The following is a 19,521-nucleotide window of genomic DNA, read 5'->3' on the forward strand; positions in this document are numbered from 1 at the left end:
CGACCGTCCGATCCATCGGACGGGCCATCGTCCGAAAGTCGGAGAGCCCACGACGGGTGGCAGAATCCATCAGGTGACAATTCGGGTGCTCATCGCTGACGACCAGGAGCTGGTGCGTGCCGGTTTCCGGATGATTCTGAACGCACAGGAGGACATGGAGGTCGTGGCGACCGCCGGGGACGGCGCCGAGGCGGTCGAACACGCGAGGAGGCTCCGGCCCGATGTGTGTCTGCTCGACATCCGGATGCCCAAGCTGGACGGTCTTGAGGTCACCCGGATCCTGGCCGGCCCCGGCGTGGCCGATCCGCTGCGGGTGGTCATCGTCACGACCTTCGACCTCGACGAGTACGTCTACGGCGCGCTGCGCGCGGGCGCGACCGGGTTCCTGCTCAAGGACAGCGGGCCGACGCTGCTGATCGAGGCGATCCGGGCCGCCGCCGCCGGGGACGCGCTGGTGTCGCCGTCGGTGACCGTGCGCCTGCTCGAGCACCTGGCCCACCCCCGGGCCGGCTTCGGCCGATCGCTCGCCGACCCCCTCACCGAGCGCGAGCTGGACGTCGTCCGTCTGGTGGCCAGAGGCCGGACCAACCAGGAGGTCGCCGCGGAGCTGTTCGTCTCGCTCTCCACGGTCAAAACGCACCTGGGGAGCATCCAGGTGAAACTGGGCGCCAGGAACCGGGTGGAGATCGCCGCATGGGCCTGGGAGTCAGGTGTGGTGAGCTGAGCCGCCGGGCGCGGGGAGCGGATTAGCGGAGGAGCGGACGGGATAGAAAAAGGGCAAGTCCTTCAGCGCATGCCGGGGGGAGACACACATGCGCTTCATCCCATCGCTACAAAAAAGATCCGTTTCGGCCGTCTATCTGACCCTTACTGCCCAAATAGTGACCACCACCGCGTTGACGGCTTTCGAACAGGTCCGCGGCCGGCGACTGGCCCGGGAGATCTCGACGCTCGGCGGCGACCCCCACGCCCCCGGTGCGCAGGCCGTCGTCGGCGCGGTCACCCTCTTCGCCATCCTGATCATGCTCGTCGCCGTGACCACGGTCGCGGCCGTCGTGGCCTATCTCACCTGGCTGGTCCAGGCCCGTCGGACCGCCGTTCCCCGGGCGTCGGCGACCTCGGTCCTGGTCGCCTGGCTTGTGCCCGGCGTCGACCTGATCGCCCCGCCACTGCTGGTATATCGCCTCTGGTGGGCCTCCCGCCCGCCCGCGGACCGTCACGGCCGCTGGGTGGCGCTGCTGGCCGCCTGGTGGCTGAGCTGGCTGGCCATGCTCGTCCTGGTGCCCGTAAGGCTGTCGCTCGACAGCGTTCCGGGGGACGCCAGCCTGACCGGCCTCGGCCCGCTCGAGCTGGCCGCCGTCGCGGTCTCCGCCCTGCTGTGCGCGGCAGTCGTCCGGCAGATCACCCAGATCCAGACCACGGGCACCCGCTACCCGCGGCGGGCGCAGGATCGTCCGGTCGCCTCATGGGCGGACCCTGCGGCGCATGAGGCCCTTCCGCAGATCCTCACCAGGCAGGTGCCCGTGCAGCAGGCCCATCCCACCGGTCATTGACCACGGGGACGCCGGCCGGGCGGGGCGGGCCGTCAGTCCCACGCCCTCATCAGCAGCCAGCCCTCGCCGGCGGTGTCGAAGCGGAGCTCGTAGGTGCCGAGGCCGGCCTCGACCCGCCAGAACCGGCGCTCCCCCGGATCGGCCTCGGAGAGCTTCCACCCCTCTCGCGAGACGACCCAGTGGTCCAGCACCCGGCGGACGGCGTGCAGCCGGTCACGCCAGACGAACTGGACCGGCCGGCCCTCCTGGGTCCACACCTGGATGGGGTCCCCGTAAAGTCTGCTCAAAGCGCCGCTTCCCTCCCGTGGCCTTCGGATGGGCACCCGGGGGAAGACGGGCCCTGCCGTATCGAACATACGTTCTTACAGGGTCGGGCGCAAGTCCCCCACCTGCCGCACCAGTGGATTGGCGTCCACGGAGTTGTGGATCCCGAAGGTCACACTGCCCGCGCGGTAACGGTCGTCGGACCATTCGACCGGGCGGCCCTCGTGGGTGGTGGTGGCCCGCCTCTGACGCAGCAGCGGGCTGCCCCGCCGTACGGCCAGCAGCCGGGCGTCCTCCACTCCCGCCGCGACCGCGTCGATGAGGTGCTCGCCGTAGGCGAAGACAAGGCCGACGCTGTCGTAGAGAGCCTGGGTGACCGACTCGCACCCGGGGTCGATCCGCTCGACGGCCGGAGCGATCCATCCGGCGTAGACGGTCCGTTCCAGCATCACCGGCTCACCCTCAAGGGAGCGGAGCCGCAGGACCGACAGCACCTGCTCGCCCGGCTGGAGTGCCAGCCGTACCGCCTCGGTGGCGTCCGCGCCCCGGCGACGCTGCTCCAGCACGCGCCCGCTGACCCGGTAGCCCATCGCCCGCGCCCACTGCGCGAAGCTGTGCAGCTCGGCGAAGCTCTGGCTCCGCTCGCGGCCGAGCACGATACGTCTGGCCCCCTGCCGGGAGCCGACCATGCCCTCGGTGACGAGCACGGCCACCGCCTGGCGGACCGTGCCGCGCGAGGCCGTGAAACGGGCGGCGAGCTCGGCCTCGGTGGGGAGCTGTGCCCCCACGGCGTACTCGCCGCGCATGATCGCCTCCCGCAGCTCCGCGGCGATCCCCACGTAGCGCGCCGTCACGGTCGCCCCCGCCTGGCGGCCCACCGGCCCCGCCACCCCGCCCGGTCCCTCACGCCCGCCCCTCCGTCCCGGCCCGGACACCGCCGGAACCTCCACCGCTGCGCACAGGTGGCAGCCGATGCGCCTCCACCATAAACACGCGCGGACCGCTCATGAAACCGCAGCTCTTTAGTTCCACCGGCGTACGTTGGGCGTTCATCGGATCGAAACCGATTACCGGCTTTCTGGGTCTAGCTTGTTTGTACAAGTTCGCCTACTTTCGTTGCATATTGCACGCCCCCCTTGGGAGAAAACGTGATCGCATCCCGAGTCCGTTTCGCAGGTCTGGCCGCGTTCCTCCTCGTAGGCGCCACAGCATGCGGAGCAGCCCCGACCACCGCGGCGCCGTCCGCCTCCACCTCCGGCGGCGGGTCCGCGGCGGGTACGGACGCAAGGACCGCCGCCTCCGCGGCCGACTTCGGCGGGCTGGACAAGCTCGTCGAGGCGGCCAAGAAGGAGGGCAAGCTCCACGTCATCGCCCTGCCGCCCGACTGGGCCAACTACGGAAAGATCATCGAGGCCTTCACCGCGAAGTACGGCATCGCGATCGAGAGCGAGACTCCCGACGCCGCCAGTGCCGACGAGATCAACGCGCTGAAGACCCGCAAGGGCCAGGACCGGGCCCCCGACGTGGTCGACGTCAGCCAGTCCTTCGCCATCAGCGGCGCCGCCGAGGGACTGTTCACCCCCTACAAGGTCCAGACCTGGGACAAGATCCCCGACAACCAGAAGGAGCCGAGCGGCCTCTGGTTCAACGACTACGGCGGCTACGTCTCGATCGGCTGCGACGCCAAGAAGATCGCCACCTGCCCGGAGAGCTTCGCCGACCTGCTCAAGCCCGAGTACAAGGGCAAGGTCGCGATGAACGGCAACCCGACCCAGTCCGGCTCGGCGTTCGCGGGCGTGTACGCGGCGGCGCTGGCCAACGGCGGCTCCTTCGACGACATCCAGCCCGGTCTGGACTTCTTCAAGAAACTGAAGGCCGCGGGCAACTTCAACCCGGTGGAGACCACCCCCGCCACCATCGAGAAGGGCGAGACCCAGATCAGCATCGACTGGGACTACAACAACGCCGCCTACGCCCCCAAGATGGCCGGCAAGGGCCTCGACTGGAAGACGGTCATCCCCTCGGACGGCAAATACTTCCAGCTCTACGCGCAGGCGATCAACAAGGACGCCCCGCACCCGGCCGCCGCCCGCCTCTGGCAGGAGTTCCTCTACAGCCCCGAGGGCCAGAACCTCTACCTCGGCGGCTTCGCCCGCCCGGTGCTGCTGCCGGCCATGAAGGCCGACGGCACGGTCGACAAGACGGCGGAGGCCAACCTCCCCCCGGTCGAGGGTGAGCCCACCTTCCCGACCGAGGCTCAGACGGCCAAGGCCAAGGAAGTCCTGACCGGCGGCTGGAGCGCCGCCGTCGCCGGCTGATCCGGATGACGACCGACGCGGGTACGGCCGTCCGGGACGGCGGCCGTACCCGGCCCACCGGCTGGACGGCCGCGCTGCCGCTGCTCGTCTTCGTGGCGCTGGCGTTCGGGATCCCGGTGGTCGCGCTGCTGTTCGGCGCGTTCACCGTCCGGGATCCCGCGACCAAGGTCTCCGCCTTCACCACCGCCAACATGACCGAGAGCCTCCGGGGCAACTACCTCGCCACCCTCCTCGGCAGCGTGAAGCTGTCGGCGGTGGTCGCGGTGCTCGGCGCCGTCCTGGGCACCTTCCTGGCCCAGGCCGTGGTCACCTCCCGGTTCCGGGCGCTGCGCGAGTCGGTGCTGACCGCCTCGGGCGTGCTCGCCAACTTCGGCGGCGTGCCGCTGGCGTTCGTCTGGGTCGGCACGCTGGGCAACTCCGGCGTGATCACCAATGTCTTCGGGCTGGGTGACGCCGGCTGGAGCCTGTACAACTTCTGGGGCCTTGCCCTGGTCTACATGTATTTCTCGGTGCCGCTGATGGTGCTCGTCGTGGTGCCCGCCCTGGACGGCCTGAAGCCGCAGTGGCGGGAGGCCGCCGGCAACAGCGGCGCCACCGCCTGGCAGTACTGGCGGCACGTCGGCATCCCGGTGCTGGTCCCCTCCCTCCTGGGCGGGGTGGTGCTGCTGTTCGGCGGCGCGTTCGCCGCCTACGCCACCGCCAAGGCGATGGTCGGCAGCACGGTCCCGCTGGTCACCCTGCAGATCGCGGACGCCCTCACCGGTGACGTGCTCATCGGCCACGAGAACATCGCGCTCGCGCTCAGCCTCGACATGATCGTTGTCGCGGGCCTGGTGATGGCGGTCTACCTGCCCCTGCAGAAGAGGAGCAGCCGATGGCTGCGGTGACCCCGATCCTGGATACCCCGCCGGCCGTCTCGCACGACCGCCCACGGCGCCCCCGCGTCTGGCGCGGCGTGGTGCTTGGAGTCGCGGCGCTCTACTTCCTGGTCCCGTTGGGGGCCTCGCTCTGGTTCGCCGTCTACAACGAGCAGCGGGGCTTCTCCCTCGACGTCTTCTGGAAGATCTTCACCGCCGAGGGCTTCGGGAAGAGTGTCCTGCTCTCCCTGGCCCTGGCCGCAACCACGATCGCGGTGGTGCTCGCGCTCACCCTGCCCGCGATGCTGGCCGTACGGCTCGGCGCGCCCCGGCTGCGGCCGGTGCTCGAGGTGATCTGCACGCTTCCGCTGGTGGTGCCGCCGATCACGTTCGTGACCGGGATCGGCACGGTGCTGCGCTGGGGACCCGACTACCTGGCCGCCACGCCGTTCTGGGCGACCCTGATCGCGATCCAGAACGAGACGTTCCCGGTGGTGCTGGTGCTGGCCTACGTGGTGCTGGCGCTGCCGTTCGTCCACCGCTCGCTGGACGCGGGGCTGCGCGCGATCGATGTGGGCACGCTGGTCGAGGCGGCCCGCAACCTGGGCGCGTCATGGCCGCACGTGATGTTCCGGGTGATCATTCCCAACCTTCGCTCGGCGATCGCCAGCGCCTCCTTCCTCACCCTCGCGCTGGTGCTCGGTGAATACACCATCGCCGCGCTGCTCGGCTACGGGACCTTCCCCGTCTGGATCCTGACCGTCTCCGGGTCCGACGGCCAGCTCTCGGTGGCCGTCTCGATCCTCAGCCTGCTGCTCATCTGGCTGCTGCTGCTCACCCTCTCCAGCGGCGGTTCCAAGCGAAGGAGTTCCTCATGACCGCCGGCGTCGAGTTCCGGGGGCTGCGCCGCGTGTTCGGCCGCACGGTCGCCCTGGACGGCCTGGACCTGACCGTCGAGCCGGGTGAGCTGATCGCCCTGCTGGGCCCGTCGGGCTGCGGCAAGACCACCGCCCTGCGATGCGTGGCCGGGTTCGAGCACCCCGATTCGGGCGCCGTGCTCATCGACGGCGAGGACATCACCCGCCGGCCCGCCAACCGCCGCGACGCGGGCATGGTCTTCCAGTCCTACAGCCTGTTCCCCAACCTGAACGCCCGCGACAACGTGGCGTTCGGGCTCCGCGTCCGCAAGGTGCCCGCCGCCAGGCGGCACGCCAGGGCGGCCGAGCTGCTTGAGCTGGTGGGCCTCCCCTCACACGCCGAGCGCTACCCGCACGAGCTCTCCGGCGGCCAGCAACAGCGCGTCGCCCTGGCCAGGGCGCTGGCGCTGGAGCCCCGGGTGCTGCTGCTGGACGAACCGCTGTCCGCGCTGGACGCCAAGGTCCGTGTCACGCTGCGCGAGGAGATCCGGCGGCTCCAGCTTGAGCTGGGCATCACCACGATCTTCGTGACCCACGACCAGGAGGAGGCCCTGTCGGTCGCGGACAAGGTCGCGGTGCTCCGCGCGGGGCGGCTGGAACAGTGCGCCTCCCCCGCGGAGGTCTACGACCGGCCGGCCACGCCGTTCGTGGCCGAGTTCGTCGGCACGATGAACCACATCCCCGGCCGCGTGTCCGGCGACCAGGTCACGGCTCTGGGGCAGCTTCTCACGGTGGACGGCCCGCTGCCCGCCTCCCCTGACGTGGACGTGCTGGTCCGCCCCGAGGCCGTGCTCGTCACGCCCGCTCCGGAGGGCAGGGCGCTGATCGTGGCGTCGTCGTTCCGCGGCGCCTCCGCGCGGCTGCGGGTGCGGCTGGACGGACTGGAGGTCCTCTCCGACGTCCCCGGCCACGACGCGGTACGGCTGGCACCCGGCACGCGGGTGGACCTCACGCTCGTGCAGCGGCCCGTCCTGGTCGCCGAGCGCACCGCGGCGGCCGGCCGGACGCCGGACGCCGCCGGACCCGCGCCCGCCGAGCTGGAGAACCCCGCCGGTGTCGGCTGAGGCCGGGCCGCGTGCCGTCCTGTTCGACATGGACGGCACGCTGGTGGACACCGAGGGACTGTGGTGGGAGGCCTGCGCGGCGGTGGCGGCGGAACTCGGCCTGGATCTGACCGAGGCCGACACCACCCACGTACTCGGCCGCCCCATCGAGCGGACCGCCGCCCATCTCGTCCGGCGGTCCGCGCGTCGGGACGGGCCCTTCCCGGACGCCGAGGACATCGCGGAGTGCGATCGGCTCTCCCCGGACGCCGAGACCGTCGGCGCACGGCTCACCGAGGCGTTCGCGGAGCGGATCGCGCGCGGGGTGACGCCGCTGCCCGGCGCGATCCGGCTGCTGGACGAACTGGGGGCGGCGGGCGTGCCGGTGGCCCTGGTCAGCGCCTCGCCCCGGCGGATCGTGGACATGGTGCTCCGGACGGTCGGGGCACAGCGGTTCCGCACGGTCGTGGCGGCCGAGGACACGGCGCGCGCGAAGCCGCTGCCCGATCCCTACCTGAAGGCCGCCGCCGCGCTGGGCGCCCGTCCCGCCGAGTGCGTGGCGGTCGAGGACAGCCCCACCGGCCTCGCCGCGGCCCGCGCCGCGGGCTGTCAGGTGGTGGCGGTGGCGGGCGGCACGGCGGTGCCGTACGGCGTGCTGAGCGTCGGCAGCCTGGAGAAAGTGGATCTGACACTGTTGCGCCTGCTGACGGCGGGGAAGATCTCGGTAAGCTGAGCCACTTCACGTGACGGTATATGCGGTTAGGTATGACGGTGAACGACCTCACTTCGGATGATCCCGTTCAAATCGGGCGATACCGCGTGCTGAGCAGGCTGGGCCGGGGCGGGATGGGCACGGTCTACCTCGGCGACTCCCCCGAGGGCCAGCGGGTGGCCATCAAGGTGATCAATCCGGAGTACAGCCAGCACGACCAGTTCAGGATGCGTTTCCGCCGGGAGGCCGACGCCGCCCAGCGGGTCCGCCGGTTCTGCACCGCCGCGGTCATCGAGGCCGCGCTCGACGGGGATCAGCTCTACGTCGTCACCGAGTACGTCTCCGGTCTCAACCTTGAGGAGGCCGTGCAGTCGGGAGGGCCGCTCCGCGGCTCCAGCCTCGACGCGCTGGCGGTCGGCGTGGCGACCGCCCTCACCGCCATCCACGGCGCCGGGGTCGTGCACCGCGATCTCAAGCCGTCCAACGTGCTGCTCTCCCCGTTCGGCCCCCGGGTGATCGACTTCGGCATCGCCCGGGCGCTGGACACGCTCAGCGGGATCACCGGGACCGGGGAGATCGTCGGCACGCCCCGCTACATGGCGCCCGAAGTCCTGCGCGGCGAGCCGGTCTCCCCCATGTGCGACGTGTTCTCCTGGGGCTGCCTCATCGCCTTCGCCGCGAGCGGCAAACCGCCGTTCGGCGGGGAGGCGCTGGCCGCGGTGGTGTATCAGGTGCTGAACACCGAACCCTCCCTGGATGGCCTGGAGCCCGCCCTGCGCGAGCTGGTCGCCTATGCCATCGCCAAGGACCCCAGGAACAGGCCCACCTCCCAGCAGCTCCTCGACCACCTCGTCGGACGTTCCGCCGCTCCCGAGCAGACCGCCCACTCGGTCCAGACGGTCTGGCAGCAGAGCCCGCCCACGATCCACGGGACCACCATGTGGGCGGACGCCGTGGCAGCGGGACACCACACCGGTCCGGGCATGGGCGCCTCCTTCGGGGCCATACCCTCCGGACGGTCGGCGCGGAGGAAGAAACTGATCACCGGAGCGGCGGTGGCGGCCCTGATCACGACGGGCGGCGCCCTCGCCCTCTACCTCGCGCTCTCTCCCGGCGGCCCACCCGAGAACCTCTCCGCGCTGTACCAGGACGACTTCACCCAGAGCCGGAGCGGCTGGAGCGGCGGCATCTACGACGGGAGCGCCCCCCAGGGCTACGCCCCCGAGGGCTACTACGCCGTCGACGTGGACGGCGACAATCCCGTCGTGCGGCAGAAGGCGCCGATCCCCTTCCTGACCGCGCCACCCGCCACCCCCGACCCCACGGCCAGCCCCACCCCGGTCATACCAGGCCGGCTGCTGCTCGGCGTCGACGTCGGAATCCGCGACGGCAGCAGCGGCCTGGGCGAGTACGGGCTGTTCTGCCGGGGTGAGGACACCTACGACGCGACCCGCTACGAGTTCCTGCTCGACACCAGCGGCGGCGTGCGCATCCGCAAGAGCGTCAAGAACGCCGGGGGGGAGCTCACCAAGGCGGTCCAGGTCGACCTGCCCAAGGGCGAGCCCGCCCATCTGCAGGCCGAGTGCTCCAGCACCCCGGAGGGCGTGCAGCTGACCATGTGGGTCAACGGCGAGCAGGTCCAGTCGGCGCTGGACACCAGCCCGCTCCCACCGGGCGAGGTCGGCCTGCTCGCCCGGGTCGGCGAGAACGGCAGGTCCCAGCTCCGGGCCTCCTTCGACAACTTCACCCTGGACGGCGCGCTCGAGGGAGCGGTCTCCAAAAGCCCCTGACCGGGAACAGAGCGTGATCGCCACGGAGTTGGGAAGGATCGAAGCACTCGACTGAGCGAAGGAGTCCAGCACGATGCGCGCCATAGTCGTCTCCGCCACCGGCGGTCCCGAGGTCCTCACCTACACCGAGCATCCGGATCCCGTGCTGAACCCCGGTGAGGTGCTGGTCGACATCGCGGCCGGCGGCGTGAACTTCATCGACGTCTACCAGCGGATGGGCCGCTACCCGCTATCCCTCCCCTTCGTCCCCGGCAACGAGGGCGCGGGCACCGTCGCCGCGGTCGGCGAGGACGTGCGGGGGATCTCCGTGGGAGACACGGTGGCCTGGGCGAACGTGATGGGCAGCTACGCGGAGAAGGCCGTGGTGCCCGCGTCCCACCTGGTCGCCGTGCCCGACGGCGTCACGGCCGACACCGCGGCGGCCCTGATGCTCCAGGGGATGACCGCGCACTACCTGACCCATTCCACCTACGAGGTGAAGCCGGGCGACGACGTGCTGGTACACGCCGCGGCCGGAGGCGTGGGCCTGCTGCTCACCCAGATCGCCAAACTGCGCGGCGCCCGGGTGATCGGCACGGTCTCCACCGAGGAGAAGGAGAAGCTGGCCCGGCAGGCGGGCGCCGACGAGGTGATCCGCTACGGAGGATTCTCCGAGGCGGTCCGCGAGCTGGCCGGTTCCGGCGTGCACGTGGTCTACGACGGAGTGGGCGCCGCCACCTTCGACGGGAGCATCGCCTCGCTGCGCCCGCGCGGCATGATGGCCCTGTACGGCCAGGCCAGCGGCCCGGTCCCGCCCATCGACCCGCAGGTCCTCAACAAGGGCGGCTCCCTCTTCCTGACCCGGCCCACGCTCGTCCACTACATCGCCACCCGCGACGAGCTGGCCTGGCGGGCGAGCGACCTCTTCGGCTGGGTCGCCTCGGGACAGCTCCAGGTGCACATCTCGCACCGCTACCCCCTCGCCGAGGCCGCCCGCGCCCACGAGGACCTGGAGGCGCGCCGCACCACGGGCAAGCTCCTGCTCATCCCCTGACCGCCCCGCCGTGCGGTCGCCACCGGGTGGCGACCGCACGGCAAGCTTTGGACGCATTTAAAACTCGCCTCGCATCGGCTCAACGGATGAGGCGGAGTCAGGCTCATTCCGGCCGGGACTGCTCCCCGAGGCCGACGGGGAAGGCGTCGAAGTGGACGATGACGCGCGCGGTGTCCGGCGTCTCCTCGCCCCTTCTCCCCTCCCCCGCCCTCTCCTGGTAGGCGTCGAGAACCCGGGAGACGTCCCGCACGAGGTCGGCGAGCTCCTCCCTGGTCAGGCGGAGTGCCGTCTGAGAATGGGTTCCGGCCTCCAGCCACGGACGCGGGGTGGTCCGCGACTCCTCCACCCAGTAGGTGAGCTCGGCGCCCCGCTGGCGCACCATCTCGGCGAGCAGGAACTCGGCGGCCTGGGCCGTCTCGGGGTCGCGGCGGAACCGGTCACCGTCGAAGGAATAGTGACCGGCGCGCCACCAGCGCTCCCTGCCCCTCCCCCGCTCCGGCACGTCCTCGATGAGTCCGTGCCGCGCGAGCCGGCGTAGGTGGTAGCTCGTCACCCCGGTGTTCTCCCCGGTCCTGGCGGCGAGCTGCGTCGCCGTCGCGGGGCCGTGGTGCTCCAGCAGCTCCAGGAGCCGGAGCCGGGAAGGATGGGCGAGCCCCTTGAGCGCCGAGGCGTCGAGTTCGCGAGTCTTGTCATCCACTGCGTGCAGCCATATCTTTGCAAAGGAACATTTGCATACTTTCCTTTAAACAATACCGGAGGCCCTTGTGATCGGACCGTCGTTCCGCTGGCTGTGGGCCGCCTCCGGCCTGTCGAACATCGGCGACGGCATCGTGCTCGTCGGTGTGTCCCTGATCGCGGTGACCCTGACCAGGTCGCCGCTGCTGGTGTCCCTGGTCAGCGCGGCGGCGACGCTGCCCTGGCTACTGTGCGCCCTGCACGCGGGCGCCATCGCCGACCGGCACGACCGGCGCCGGATCATGGTCATGGCGAGCTGGAGCCGGGCCGGTGTGCTGGCGGCGCTGGCCGTGACGGCGTGGCTGGGGACGCTCAGCCTGCCGGTGCTCCTCGCCGGAGCGCTCCTGCTCGGCATCGCCGAGGTCTTCTCCGACACTTCGGCGCAGTCCGTGCTGCCGATGGCCGTACCGCGCGATCGACTCGACACCGCCAACGGCCGGCTCATGGCCGTGCAGACGGTCGGCAACAACTTCCTCGGGGGCCCGCTGGCCGGGGTCCTGATCGGGATCGGTTCGACCGCGGTGCTCGGGGCGCCCGCGCTGCTCTACGCCATGGCGGGGCTGGCCCTGCTCGGCATGCGCGGGCGCTTCCGGGTCGAGAGCCCGTCGACGCGCTCCCTGCGCGCCGACATCACCGACAGCCTGCGCTACCTGCGAGACCACCGCGTCCTGCGGGCCCTCGCCGTCTTCTCCGGCGTTCTCAACTTCGCCAACGCGGCCTACTTCGCGGTCTTCGTGCTCTGGGTGGTCGGCGAGGAGTCACCGGTGGGGCTCTCAGCCAGTGGCTACGGCATCCTCATGGCGGCGCTGGCCGCCGGGGCGGTGACGGGCTCCCTGCTGGCCGGCCGCCTGACCCGCCGCGCCGGGCAGGTCAGGACACTGCTGACCGCCGACCTGGTCAACAGCCTCCTGCTGCTGGTGCCCGTCCTGATCCCCACCCCGGTCGCGATCGGCGTCACCGCCCTGCTCCTCGGCGCGACCAACGCCGTCACCAACGTCATCGTGGTGTCGCTGCGGCAGCGGCTCATCCCCGAGGACCTTCTCGGCCGGGTCAACGCGGGCTACCGCCTGATCGGCATGGGGGCCTCCCCCCTCGGTGCGGCGGCCGGCGGGCTCCTCGGCTCCCAGGCCGGGCTGCCCGCCGTCTTCTACACCGCCGCCGGACTGTGCGTCCTCGCGGTCGCCCTGGTCGCCCGCACCGTTTCCCCCCGCTCCGTGGCCGCCGCCGAGGCGGTCACCGAACGGCCCGCGGGCCTTCACGCGCCCGCCGGGGCGGCGCCCGGCCGTCCCGCTGAATGACCGGGCAGCGGACAAGGCGGCCCGAGCCCGGGCCGATCGTCAGACGATCCACCGGGCGGATGATCAGGGCAGCGGGTGGGCGGGCCAGTCCAGCAGCCGGGCGCCCAGCACCGCCGTCTCCAGGGTGAACCGCTGGGTGGGGTCGTCGGGTGAGAACCCGGTGAGGCGGCGGATCCGCTCCAGCCGGTAGGTCACCGCCCGGGTGCTGACGCCGAGCCTGCGCGCCGCGGCGGTCTGGTTGCCCTGCGAAGCGAAGACGGCCTCCAGCGTGCCGAGCAGCGGCTCCGGGCCGCCCCGGGCATCCAGCAGCGGGCTGAGCACGGTCGTCACCAGATCGTCGATCGCCGCCCTGTCCCGCAGGAGCACCGGGAAGACCAGCAGATCGGCGGCCTTGAGCACGGATGCCCGCAGTCCCAGCCGGTCGCCGAGCTCGATGGCGCCGGCGGCCTCCCGGTAGGAGGTGACCACGCCACCGGGCCCCCGGTGGGGCCGCCCCAGCCCGACCCGCCAGCCGGGCGCGAACAGCTGTCTCACGTGGTGGGTGAACTCCCCCGTCGCCACGGTGAGGCTGCCCGGCACGACGCACACCAGCCCGCCGTCGCGTACCGCGACCAGCACGTTGTGCGAGCCGAACCGGGAGACCATCGCCTCCTCGATCCGCCGGGCCACCACGTCACCGTCTCCCGCCTCGCCGGCGTACGGCGGGCCCGAGGAGCGGGCGACCGCGACCACGTAGGTCTCGGCCAGCCTGAGCCCGAAGTGCTCGGCACGCTCGGCGAGCCGGTCGGCCCGGCCCTGGAGCAGGTCGTCAACGAACTCCCTGCGCGCGGTCTCCTCCTGGCGCAGGGCCAGCCGCTGGGCGTTCTCGTAGCCCTCCATCAGGGCCGAGACCATCCGCCTGAGGGCCGGGAGCGGGACCGGGACCACGGGTTCGGCCATGATCAGGGCGGCCTCGACGAGCGCGCGCAGCGGCACGCCCGACTCGGCGGCCCGCGCGCCGGCGGCGCGGTAGTCGTCCAGCGCGTCACGGCCGGGCAGCCGCCCGGTCGCGGCGGCGGCCGCCAGAACACGGGGGTGTCCGCCGAGCAGGCCGGCGGGCACCCCCGGGACCTCGTCCATCAGACTCCTACGTCACGCCGATCGAAGGCGAGGATCGCGGTCAGGAGCAGCGCCACCGTCGCTCCCGCGAGAACCAGATAATCACCGGTGGGGAAGCCCTGGTAGAGGGGCCTGCCGTCGAGGTAGTAGTGGAACGGCGAGACCCACCGGAGCCAGGCGATCGCGTCCACGTTTTTGCCCATGGTCTCGATGACGTAGCCGCCCACCGCGACCACCCCCACCACGGCCATGGCGATGTTCCTGCGCCCCACGGCGGCGCCCACCGCGAGGGCCAGCGTGCCGAAGAACAGACCGAGCAGGAGGATCCCGGTGTGACCGGCGAGGATCCGGCCGGGCGCCACGTTCAGCCCGACGGCGGACGTCAGCGCCCACACCGCGAGGAACGTCACCACCGCCAGGCCCAGCAGGCCGAGGGCGAGAGCGGCGAAGCGCTCGAAGACCAGCCGCCTGCGGTCGATCGGCAGCGTGAGGGTCAGCTCCAGCGTGCCGGACTCCTCCGGCTGCGCGAGGGCCCGGTTGCCGAGGATCGAGGCGCAGACGACGAACAGCATCGGCCCGAACAGCTGGTAGACCAGGCTGTGCAGGTAGCCCACGCCGCTGGTGAAGTCCTCCATGCCTCCCATCAGGTCGCGCATGGCACCGGGGAACTTGGCCAGCGCGGCCGGGCCGTACACCTCGGGGTCCCTGGTCATGCTGGGATAGAACGACAGGTACAGCCCGCAGAACGCGGTGATGCCGATGGTCCAGCCCACCAGCGCCCTCCGGTAGTCCCGCAGGCTCTTAGACACCAGTACGGGCATGGCGCTCCCCCTCCTCGCTGTAATAGGTGAGGAAGATCTCCTCAAGATCGGGATCGGCGCTGACCATGTGCACCACCGTGAACCGTGCCGCCGCCTTCACCAGCGCGTCGGGACGGCCGTCGATCGTAACGCGGACGCTCGTGCCCTCCACCCGCAGGTCCCGCACGCCCGGGAGATTCTCGAACGCCTCGCGGGGCACCGGCGCGTCGAAGTGGAACTCCACCGTCCGCACCGCCCTCTCCCGTAACGCGGCGACGTCCTCCACCGCCACCAGCCGCCCGGCGCGCACGATCCCCACCCGGTCGGAGACGTTCTCGGCCTCGGCGAGCACGTGTGAGGACATCAGCACGGTCCGGCCCGAGGCGCGGACCTCCCGGACCATCGCCAGGAACTCCTGCTGCACCAGCGGGTCCAGGCCGCTGGTCGGTTCGTCCAGGATCAGGAACTCCGGCTCGTGCATGAAAGCCTGGATCAGGCCCACCTTCTGCTTGTTGCCCTTGGAGAGCTTGCCCATGGGCACCGACAGGTCGGCTTCCAGCCGTTCGGCCAGCCTGGTGATCCGTTCCCTGGGCACGCCGCCGCGCATCCCGCCCAGGAAGGTGAGATAGTCCCTCGCCCTCTCCCTGCCCTCCAGGGTCAGCTCCCCGGGCAGGTAGCCGATCCGGCCGCGCACCCTCGCGTCGCGCGGATCGACGCCGAGCACGGTCACCCGGCCGGCGGTGGGCCTGATCACGTCGAGGAGCAACCTGATCGTGGTCGTCTTCCCCGCACCGTTCGGGCCGAGGTACCCGAACACCTCTCCGGGACGGATCACGAGGTTGAGATCCTCGAGCCCCCGGCGCCTACCGTAGAACTTGGTAAGTCCCTCGGTCTCCACTACCGCTGTCATGCCGTTGATGGTGCCCGCCCGCCCTCGCCCCGGCCATTACCGGAGTCGGACAGTTGACCGCCCGTTCGTTGCCCGTATCCGGAACCCACCGCCGGCGACCACGCCCCACCACGCGGCACGGGCCCGCCGTACGGCACCGCCCGCGGTCGAGTGTCGCGTGCTCTCCGACCTTACGGATCATGTGGGCCTCCACGCCGGCGGGGTGGTGCCTTGCGATCTGCCGCAAAGGCCGCGGAAGATCGAGCCTCGACGATCTCCGTGACAGGGGGGTGCCCAGATCAGCCAGGGCTATCGTGAAGGCATGAATGTGGACACGGCCTTCGTGCTCGGCGGCGGCGGGGTGCTCGGCGCGCACGAGGTGGGCATGCTGCGGGCGCTGGACGAGGCGGGCATCAAGCCGGACGTGATCGTCGGCACGTCCGTGGGCGCGCTGAACGGCGTCATGCTCGCCGCCGCCCCCGGCGACGCGGTCGCCGACCTGGCCGGGCTGTGGCGCTCCGACGTGGTCCGCACGGCCTTCGGCGGGTCGTGGATGACCCGGTTGTCCACCCTCGCCAGGAGCGGCACCCACCTGCACTCCCCCGGCCCGCTACGCGACCTGCTGACCGAGATGCTCCCGGTCTCCCGCATCGAGGATCTGGCCGTGCCGTTCCAGTGCGTGGCCGCCTCCGTCGAGCGCGCGACCGCCCATTGGTTCACCGAGGGCCCCGTGGTCGACGCGGTCCTCGCCTCCTGCGCCGTCCCCGGCCTGCTGCCCCCCATCCGCATCGGCGACGACCATTTCTTCGACGGCGGGCTGGTCCACAGCATCCCGGTCGGCCGGGCCGTCGCCCTCGGCGCCCGCCGCATGTACGTCCTGCACGTCGGCCGGATCGAACGGCCCCTGGTCGCTCCGCGCCGCCCGTGGGAGGTCGGCCTGATCGCCTTCGAGATCGCCCGCCGTCACCGTTTCACCGAGGAGATGGCCGCGCTGCCCTCCGACATCGAGGTCCACATCATGCCCGCCGGCATGGATGCCCGCCCCGGAGTGGATCTCTCGCAACTGCGCTACCGGGATTCATCGCGTATATCTGGATATATCGACCGCGCCTACCGGGCTTCGTCCCACTATCTGGCCCAGCACTCGCCCCGCTGATCCAGGCCCGGCCAACGGCCGGGCCCGAGGGCCGGACCGTCCGGGGCCCGCCGGTCCGTACGGCGCCGGTCCGGCCGTCCGGGCCTGCCGGGTTCTACAGCCGGTCAGGCCATCAGGGGCCACGTCCAGGAAGGAGAGGCCCGTGCTCCCTCCCCGTTTCCTGCGCCGCCTGGTCCTCGCGCCGCTCGTCATCGTGCTCGCCGTGGCCGCGGTGGTCACGCTCCCGATCTGGCTGCTGGTGGTGGCGGCGGCCTCCCTGCGGCTGCCGCCCCCGCAGCGGCGCGGCACCCGGCTGGTCTGGTTCGCGGTGGCGTGGCTGACCCTGGAGACGATGGCGCTCATCGCCTGCTTCGGCATCTGGGTGACCTCCGGATTCGGCGGGCGGCTCAGCCGGGACGAGTACGAGGAGCGGCACTACGCCCTCATCAAATGGTTCCTCTCCAAGGTGTACGAGGCGGCCGAACGGATCTTCGGCCTGAGCGTCGAGATCGACGGGCCACCACCGCACCCGGACGAGCTCTCCCGGCGGCTGACCCGCCCGGTCATCGTCCTGTCCCGCCACGCGGGCCCCGGCGACTCCGTCCTCCTGGTCCACCATCTCCTCAGCGCGTACGGCAGGCGCCCCAGGATCGTGATGAAGGCGGCCCTGCAGCTCGACCCGTCCCTGGACGTGCTGACCAACCGGCTGCCCAACGCCTTCGTCCCCCGCAACGTCGATTCGGGCGGCATCATCGCCGAGATCCGCCGGCTGGCCTCCGGCATGGACGCCGACGACGCCCTGGTGATCTTCCCTGAGGGGGGCAACTTCACCCCCAGAAGGCAGGCTCGGGCCATCCGCCGCCTGGAGCGCAAGGGCCTGGCCGAGGAGGCCGCCCGCGCCCGCCGCCTGAACCACCTGCTGGCCCCCCACCCCGGCGGGGCCATCGCCGCCATCGACGCCTGCCCGGCCGCCGACGTGGTCTTCGTCGCCCACACCGGCCTGGACGACCTGGTGACCCTCGGCGACCTCTGGCGCAAGCTGCCCGTGCGGGCCGAGGTCAGGGCCACGTGGTGGCGGGTGAGCGCGGCCGACGTGCCCCGCGACGACGAGGACCGGATCCGCTGGCTCTACGACCACTGGGAGCGGATCGACGTCTGGATCGCCGCCAACCACAGCGCCCCGGCGGGCGGAGACTGAGAGCCGCCGTACCGGGCCGAGGCGCGGACGGCTCCGACGGGGCACCGGTTCCCGGACCCCGTCACTACACGCGCTCGACCTTTGCGAAGTCCGGGGAGGCCGGCCAGCGGGCCGAGATCGGAGACGGCCGTCTCCTGGAGACGGAGCTCCCGAAGTCCCCGGCAGTTCTCCGCGAGAGTGGCGAGGCCCTCCTGGATGTCCGCTCCGCGGAGGCAGACGCTCACCAGGTTGGGGAGACTCGCGAAGATCGCCGTGTCCCGCAGATGGCGCGCTCCGTGCAGGGTCAGGTTGCTGAGCCCGGTATGCCGGGCGACCGGACCGAAGTCCCGGACCGATGTCACGCCCCTGAGCAGGAGCGAATCGAGCCGGGGCAGGGAGTCGAGGAAGGCCAGGCTTCCCTCGAAGTCGAGGTCCAGCAGGTTCAGATGCCGCAACTCAGGCAGGCGGGCGAGAAACCCGAGGTGGCGCAGGCTGCCCAGCAGGCGCGGGTTCTCGATGTTCAGCGTATCGAGGGGCAGGACGGCGTCCGCAAAGACCTGGGCGGCGTAGTCGTCATGGTCGAAGTAGTCCCACCCGGTGACCAGCTCCCGCTGGACGTCCTCGCGGGGATCTCCCCGGTATCCGGCGAGCTTCCCCCGGGCGCGTTGGCGTGACCGGCGGCCATCACCACCGTCTCGCGCCACTGGTCCAGGTGTGCCCGTTCGACCAGCGGCTCCACGTCCGCGTCGTCGGTGGCCTGCTTGGCCGCGAGATACTCCTGCACCGTCCGGTGGACGAAGTCGATCCGGCCCGGCACCGGTTCCCGGATCACCCCGCTCCGCTGCAGCAGGTGGTCGAGCACCGCCTCGGCTGTCGCGTCCACCCGGGGCATGGTCCGGATCTTCTCCTCGACCCGTTTGAGCGCCGTGGCCTTGGACAGCTCCGACCGCCCCCAGACGGCGAGCTGCCAGGCCAGGTCCTGCAGCACCCGCACCTTCTGCTCGGGTTCGAGGACGACCTCGGCGGCGATCCCGCGTTCGGCGTCCCGGCGCTCCAGCAGCAGCTCCAGCGCCGCCGCGTACAGCCCCATCCTGCTGCACGGCAGCTGCTTGCCGCGGTCCAGGTTCAGCGCGCACAGCATCGCCGCGAGCAGCGGCGCCGAGGCGAGCATCTGCAGATGAGGGCTGCTCTCGAACCGGGCCAGCAGCGCGCCCTCGTACTCGTCCAGCCTCTCGGATGCGCACGGCAGGCTCGGTGGCCCTCGCATCGCCGCGTGCCACTGCCGTACGAGCTCGCGCAGGTCGGTCGGGGTCATCGGCTCCAGCGCCACCGGCGAGAAATCCTCCTCATCGAGCCAGCGCGTGTCGGCCGCCGCCGGGCGGGAGGTGACGACGGTCCTGGTCCCGGGATAGGCGGCGAGCAGGTCGCCGCGCGGGAGTACGGCGGGCGCGTCGAGCGAGCGGGCCAGGAGACGGCCGAGCGCCGCGGACACCTGCTGGCCGAGGGCGGCGATCCGCTCCTCGACGGACGACAGGCGGCCGAGGACCTCGGTGGCGGCCCGGGGCAGATACTGCGGGAGCTGCTGGAGGATCCGGACCAGGCAGTCGAGGCACTCGTCCAGCAGCACGTCGTACAGCCGCGCCCCGGCCTCACCGAGCTGCCGAGCCGGGTCGGGCAGGCCGGACCGGATGTCCTTCGCGAGCTTGATCGCGTCCATGTCGGCGGCCGGCACGGCCCGGTCGGAGAGGTCGGCGTTCCGCTCCTCCCTGCCCGCCCGGACGGCGAGGCCCTCCCGCAGGGCACGTCCCGCGACGGCCTTTCCCGTCGCGGCGACGACAGCTTCCAGTCCGGACATCCTGCTCCTCGGCGCGCGGTGGAATTCGCCTCCAATGATCACCGAAA

The 19,521-nt window shown here is 71.6% G+C and carries 20 protein-coding genes; 12 read left to right on the plus strand and 8 right to left on the minus strand.

Annotated features, from left to right (window positions below; genetic code table 11):
• Positions 1-73: 73 nt before the first annotated feature.
• The gene (locus FHR32_RS03855; RefSeq protein ID WP_184753026.1) at positions 74-724 is read left to right on the plus strand and encodes a response regulator; all 651 of its coding nucleotides are present in this window, start codon (positions 74-76) and stop codon (positions 722-724) included.
• Positions 725-881: 157 nt separating this feature from the next.
• Positions 882-1,553, plus strand: a complete 672-nt coding sequence (locus tag FHR32_RS03860) for a DUF4328 domain-containing protein (RefSeq protein WP_312881968.1) — start codon at positions 882-884, stop codon at positions 1,551-1,553.
• 32 nt (positions 1,554-1,585) lie between these two features.
• On the opposite strand, the gene FHR32_RS03865 is transcribed toward FHR32_RS03860, so the two are convergent.
• Positions 1,586-1,840 (minus strand): DUF6504 family protein, encoded by a 255-nt coding sequence (locus FHR32_RS03865; RefSeq protein WP_184753028.1) that lies wholly within the window; start codon positions 1,838-1,840, stop codon positions 1,586-1,588.
• Positions 1,841-1,915: 75 nt separating this feature from the next.
• Positions 1,916-2,752 carry a GntR family transcriptional regulator gene (locus FHR32_RS03870; RefSeq protein ID WP_312881969.1) on the minus strand — a complete coding sequence of 279 codons (837 nt, stop codon included), beginning with the start codon at positions 2,750-2,752 and terminating at the stop codon, positions 1,916-1,918.
• 213 nt (positions 2,753-2,965) lie between these two features.
• On the opposite strand from FHR32_RS03870, the gene FHR32_RS03875 reads away from it, so the two are divergent.
• From FHR32_RS03875 to FHR32_RS03905, 7 genes are all read left to right on the plus strand, one after another.
• The gene (locus tag FHR32_RS03875; RefSeq protein WP_184753029.1) at positions 2,966-4,135 is read left to right on the plus strand and encodes an ABC transporter substrate-binding protein; all 1,170 of its coding nucleotides are present in this window, start codon (positions 2,966-2,968) and stop codon (positions 4,133-4,135) included.
• 5 nt (positions 4,136-4,140) lie between these two features.
• Complete coding sequence (locus FHR32_RS03880) at positions 4,141-5,022, plus strand: ABC transporter permease (RefSeq protein ID WP_184753030.1); 882 nt, start codon at positions 4,141-4,143, stop codon at positions 5,020-5,022.
• Positions 5,010-5,870, plus strand: coding sequence for an ABC transporter permease (locus tag FHR32_RS03885; protein WP_184753031.1), 861 nt, complete (start codon positions 5,010-5,012; stop codon positions 5,868-5,870). The genes FHR32_RS03880 and FHR32_RS03885 overlap by 13 nt, the downstream gene beginning before the upstream one ends.
• Positions 5,867-6,973 (plus strand): ABC transporter ATP-binding protein, encoded by a 1,107-nt coding sequence (locus FHR32_RS03890; RefSeq protein ID WP_184753032.1) that lies wholly within the window; start codon positions 5,867-5,869, stop codon positions 6,971-6,973. Before FHR32_RS03885 ends, FHR32_RS03890 begins: the two co-directional genes overlap by 4 nt.
• Positions 6,963-7,685: an HAD family hydrolase gene (locus FHR32_RS03895; protein ID WP_312881971.1), complete on the plus strand. Its 723-nt coding sequence runs from the start codon at positions 6,963-6,965 to the stop codon at positions 7,683-7,685. Before FHR32_RS03890 ends, FHR32_RS03895 begins: the two co-directional genes overlap by 11 nt.
• 86 nt (positions 7,686-7,771) lie before the next feature.
• Positions 7,772-9,454, plus strand: a complete 1,683-nt coding sequence (locus FHR32_RS03900; RefSeq protein ID WP_312881972.1) for a serine/threonine-protein kinase — start codon at positions 7,772-7,774, stop codon at positions 9,452-9,454.
• Positions 9,455-9,527: 73 nt separating this feature from the next.
• A complete protein-coding gene (locus tag FHR32_RS03905; protein ID WP_184753034.1) occupies positions 9,528-10,487 on the plus strand; it encodes a quinone oxidoreductase family protein in 960 nt (319 codons plus the stop codon).
• 103 nt (positions 10,488-10,590) lie between these two features.
• On the opposite strand, the gene FHR32_RS03910 is transcribed toward FHR32_RS03905, so the two are convergent.
• On the minus strand, positions 10,591-11,184 hold the full coding sequence (locus tag FHR32_RS03910; protein WP_184753035.1) for a winged helix-turn-helix domain-containing protein: 594 nt from the start codon (positions 11,182-11,184) through the stop codon (positions 10,591-10,593).
• 67 nt (positions 11,185-11,251) lie between these two features.
• Here FHR32_RS03910 and FHR32_RS03915 point away from each other — a divergent pair, with 67 nt between their 5' ends.
• Complete coding sequence (locus tag FHR32_RS03915) at positions 11,252-12,520, plus strand: MFS transporter (RefSeq protein ID WP_184753036.1); 1,269 nt, start codon at positions 11,252-11,254, stop codon at positions 12,518-12,520.
• Between the two features lie 63 nt (positions 12,521-12,583).
• Here the strand turns inward: FHR32_RS03915 and FHR32_RS03920 are convergent, their stop codons facing one another.
• From FHR32_RS03920 to FHR32_RS03930, 3 genes are read right to left on the minus strand one after another with little or no spacing between them, the layout of a single operon-like run.
• Positions 12,584-13,639, minus strand: coding sequence for a PucR family transcriptional regulator (locus FHR32_RS03920; RefSeq protein ID WP_184753037.1), 1,056 nt, complete (start codon positions 13,637-13,639; stop codon positions 12,584-12,586).
• Positions 13,639-14,439, minus strand: coding sequence for an ABC transporter permease subunit (locus FHR32_RS03925; protein ID WP_184753038.1), 801 nt, complete (start codon positions 14,437-14,439; stop codon positions 13,639-13,641). Before FHR32_RS03925 ends, FHR32_RS03920 begins: the two co-directional genes overlap by 1 nt.
• Positions 14,420-15,328 (minus strand): ABC transporter ATP-binding protein, encoded by a 909-nt coding sequence (locus FHR32_RS03930; RefSeq protein ID WP_184753039.1) that lies wholly within the window; start codon positions 15,326-15,328, stop codon positions 14,420-14,422. Before FHR32_RS03930 ends, FHR32_RS03925 begins: the two co-directional genes overlap by 20 nt.
• Before the next feature lie 301 nt (positions 15,329-15,629).
• On the opposite strand from FHR32_RS03930, the gene FHR32_RS03935 reads away from it, so the two are divergent.
• Positions 15,630-16,463: a patatin-like phospholipase family protein gene (locus FHR32_RS03935; protein ID WP_184753040.1), complete on the plus strand. Its 834-nt coding sequence runs from the start codon at positions 15,630-15,632 to the stop codon at positions 16,461-16,463.
• 142 nt (positions 16,464-16,605) lie between these two features.
• Positions 16,606-17,640 carry a 1-acyl-sn-glycerol-3-phosphate acyltransferase gene (locus FHR32_RS03940; RefSeq protein WP_184753041.1) on the plus strand — a complete coding sequence of 345 codons (1,035 nt, stop codon included), beginning with the start codon at positions 16,606-16,608 and terminating at the stop codon, positions 17,638-17,640.
• On the opposite strand, the gene FHR32_RS47125 is transcribed toward FHR32_RS03940, so the two are convergent.
• Both FHR32_RS47125 and FHR32_RS03945 read right to left on the minus strand, forming a co-directional pair.
• Positions 17,571-18,074, minus strand: coding sequence for a leucine-rich repeat domain-containing protein (locus tag FHR32_RS47125; protein ID WP_376773269.1), 504 nt, complete (start codon positions 18,072-18,074; stop codon positions 17,571-17,573). The two genes, FHR32_RS03940 and FHR32_RS47125, sit on opposite strands and share 70 nt — an antisense overlap.
• Positions 18,075-18,139: 65 nt before the next feature.
• The gene (locus tag FHR32_RS03945) at positions 18,140-19,474 is read right to left on the minus strand and encodes an NACHT domain-containing protein (RefSeq protein WP_184753042.1); all 1,335 of its coding nucleotides are present in this window, start codon (positions 19,472-19,474) and stop codon (positions 18,140-18,142) included.
• Positions 19,475-19,521 lie beyond the last annotated feature (47 nt).

This window comes from Streptosporangium album (assembly GCF_014203795.1).
Lineage (GTDB): Bacteria > Actinomycetota > Actinomycetes > Streptosporangiales > Streptosporangiaceae > Streptosporangium > Streptosporangium album.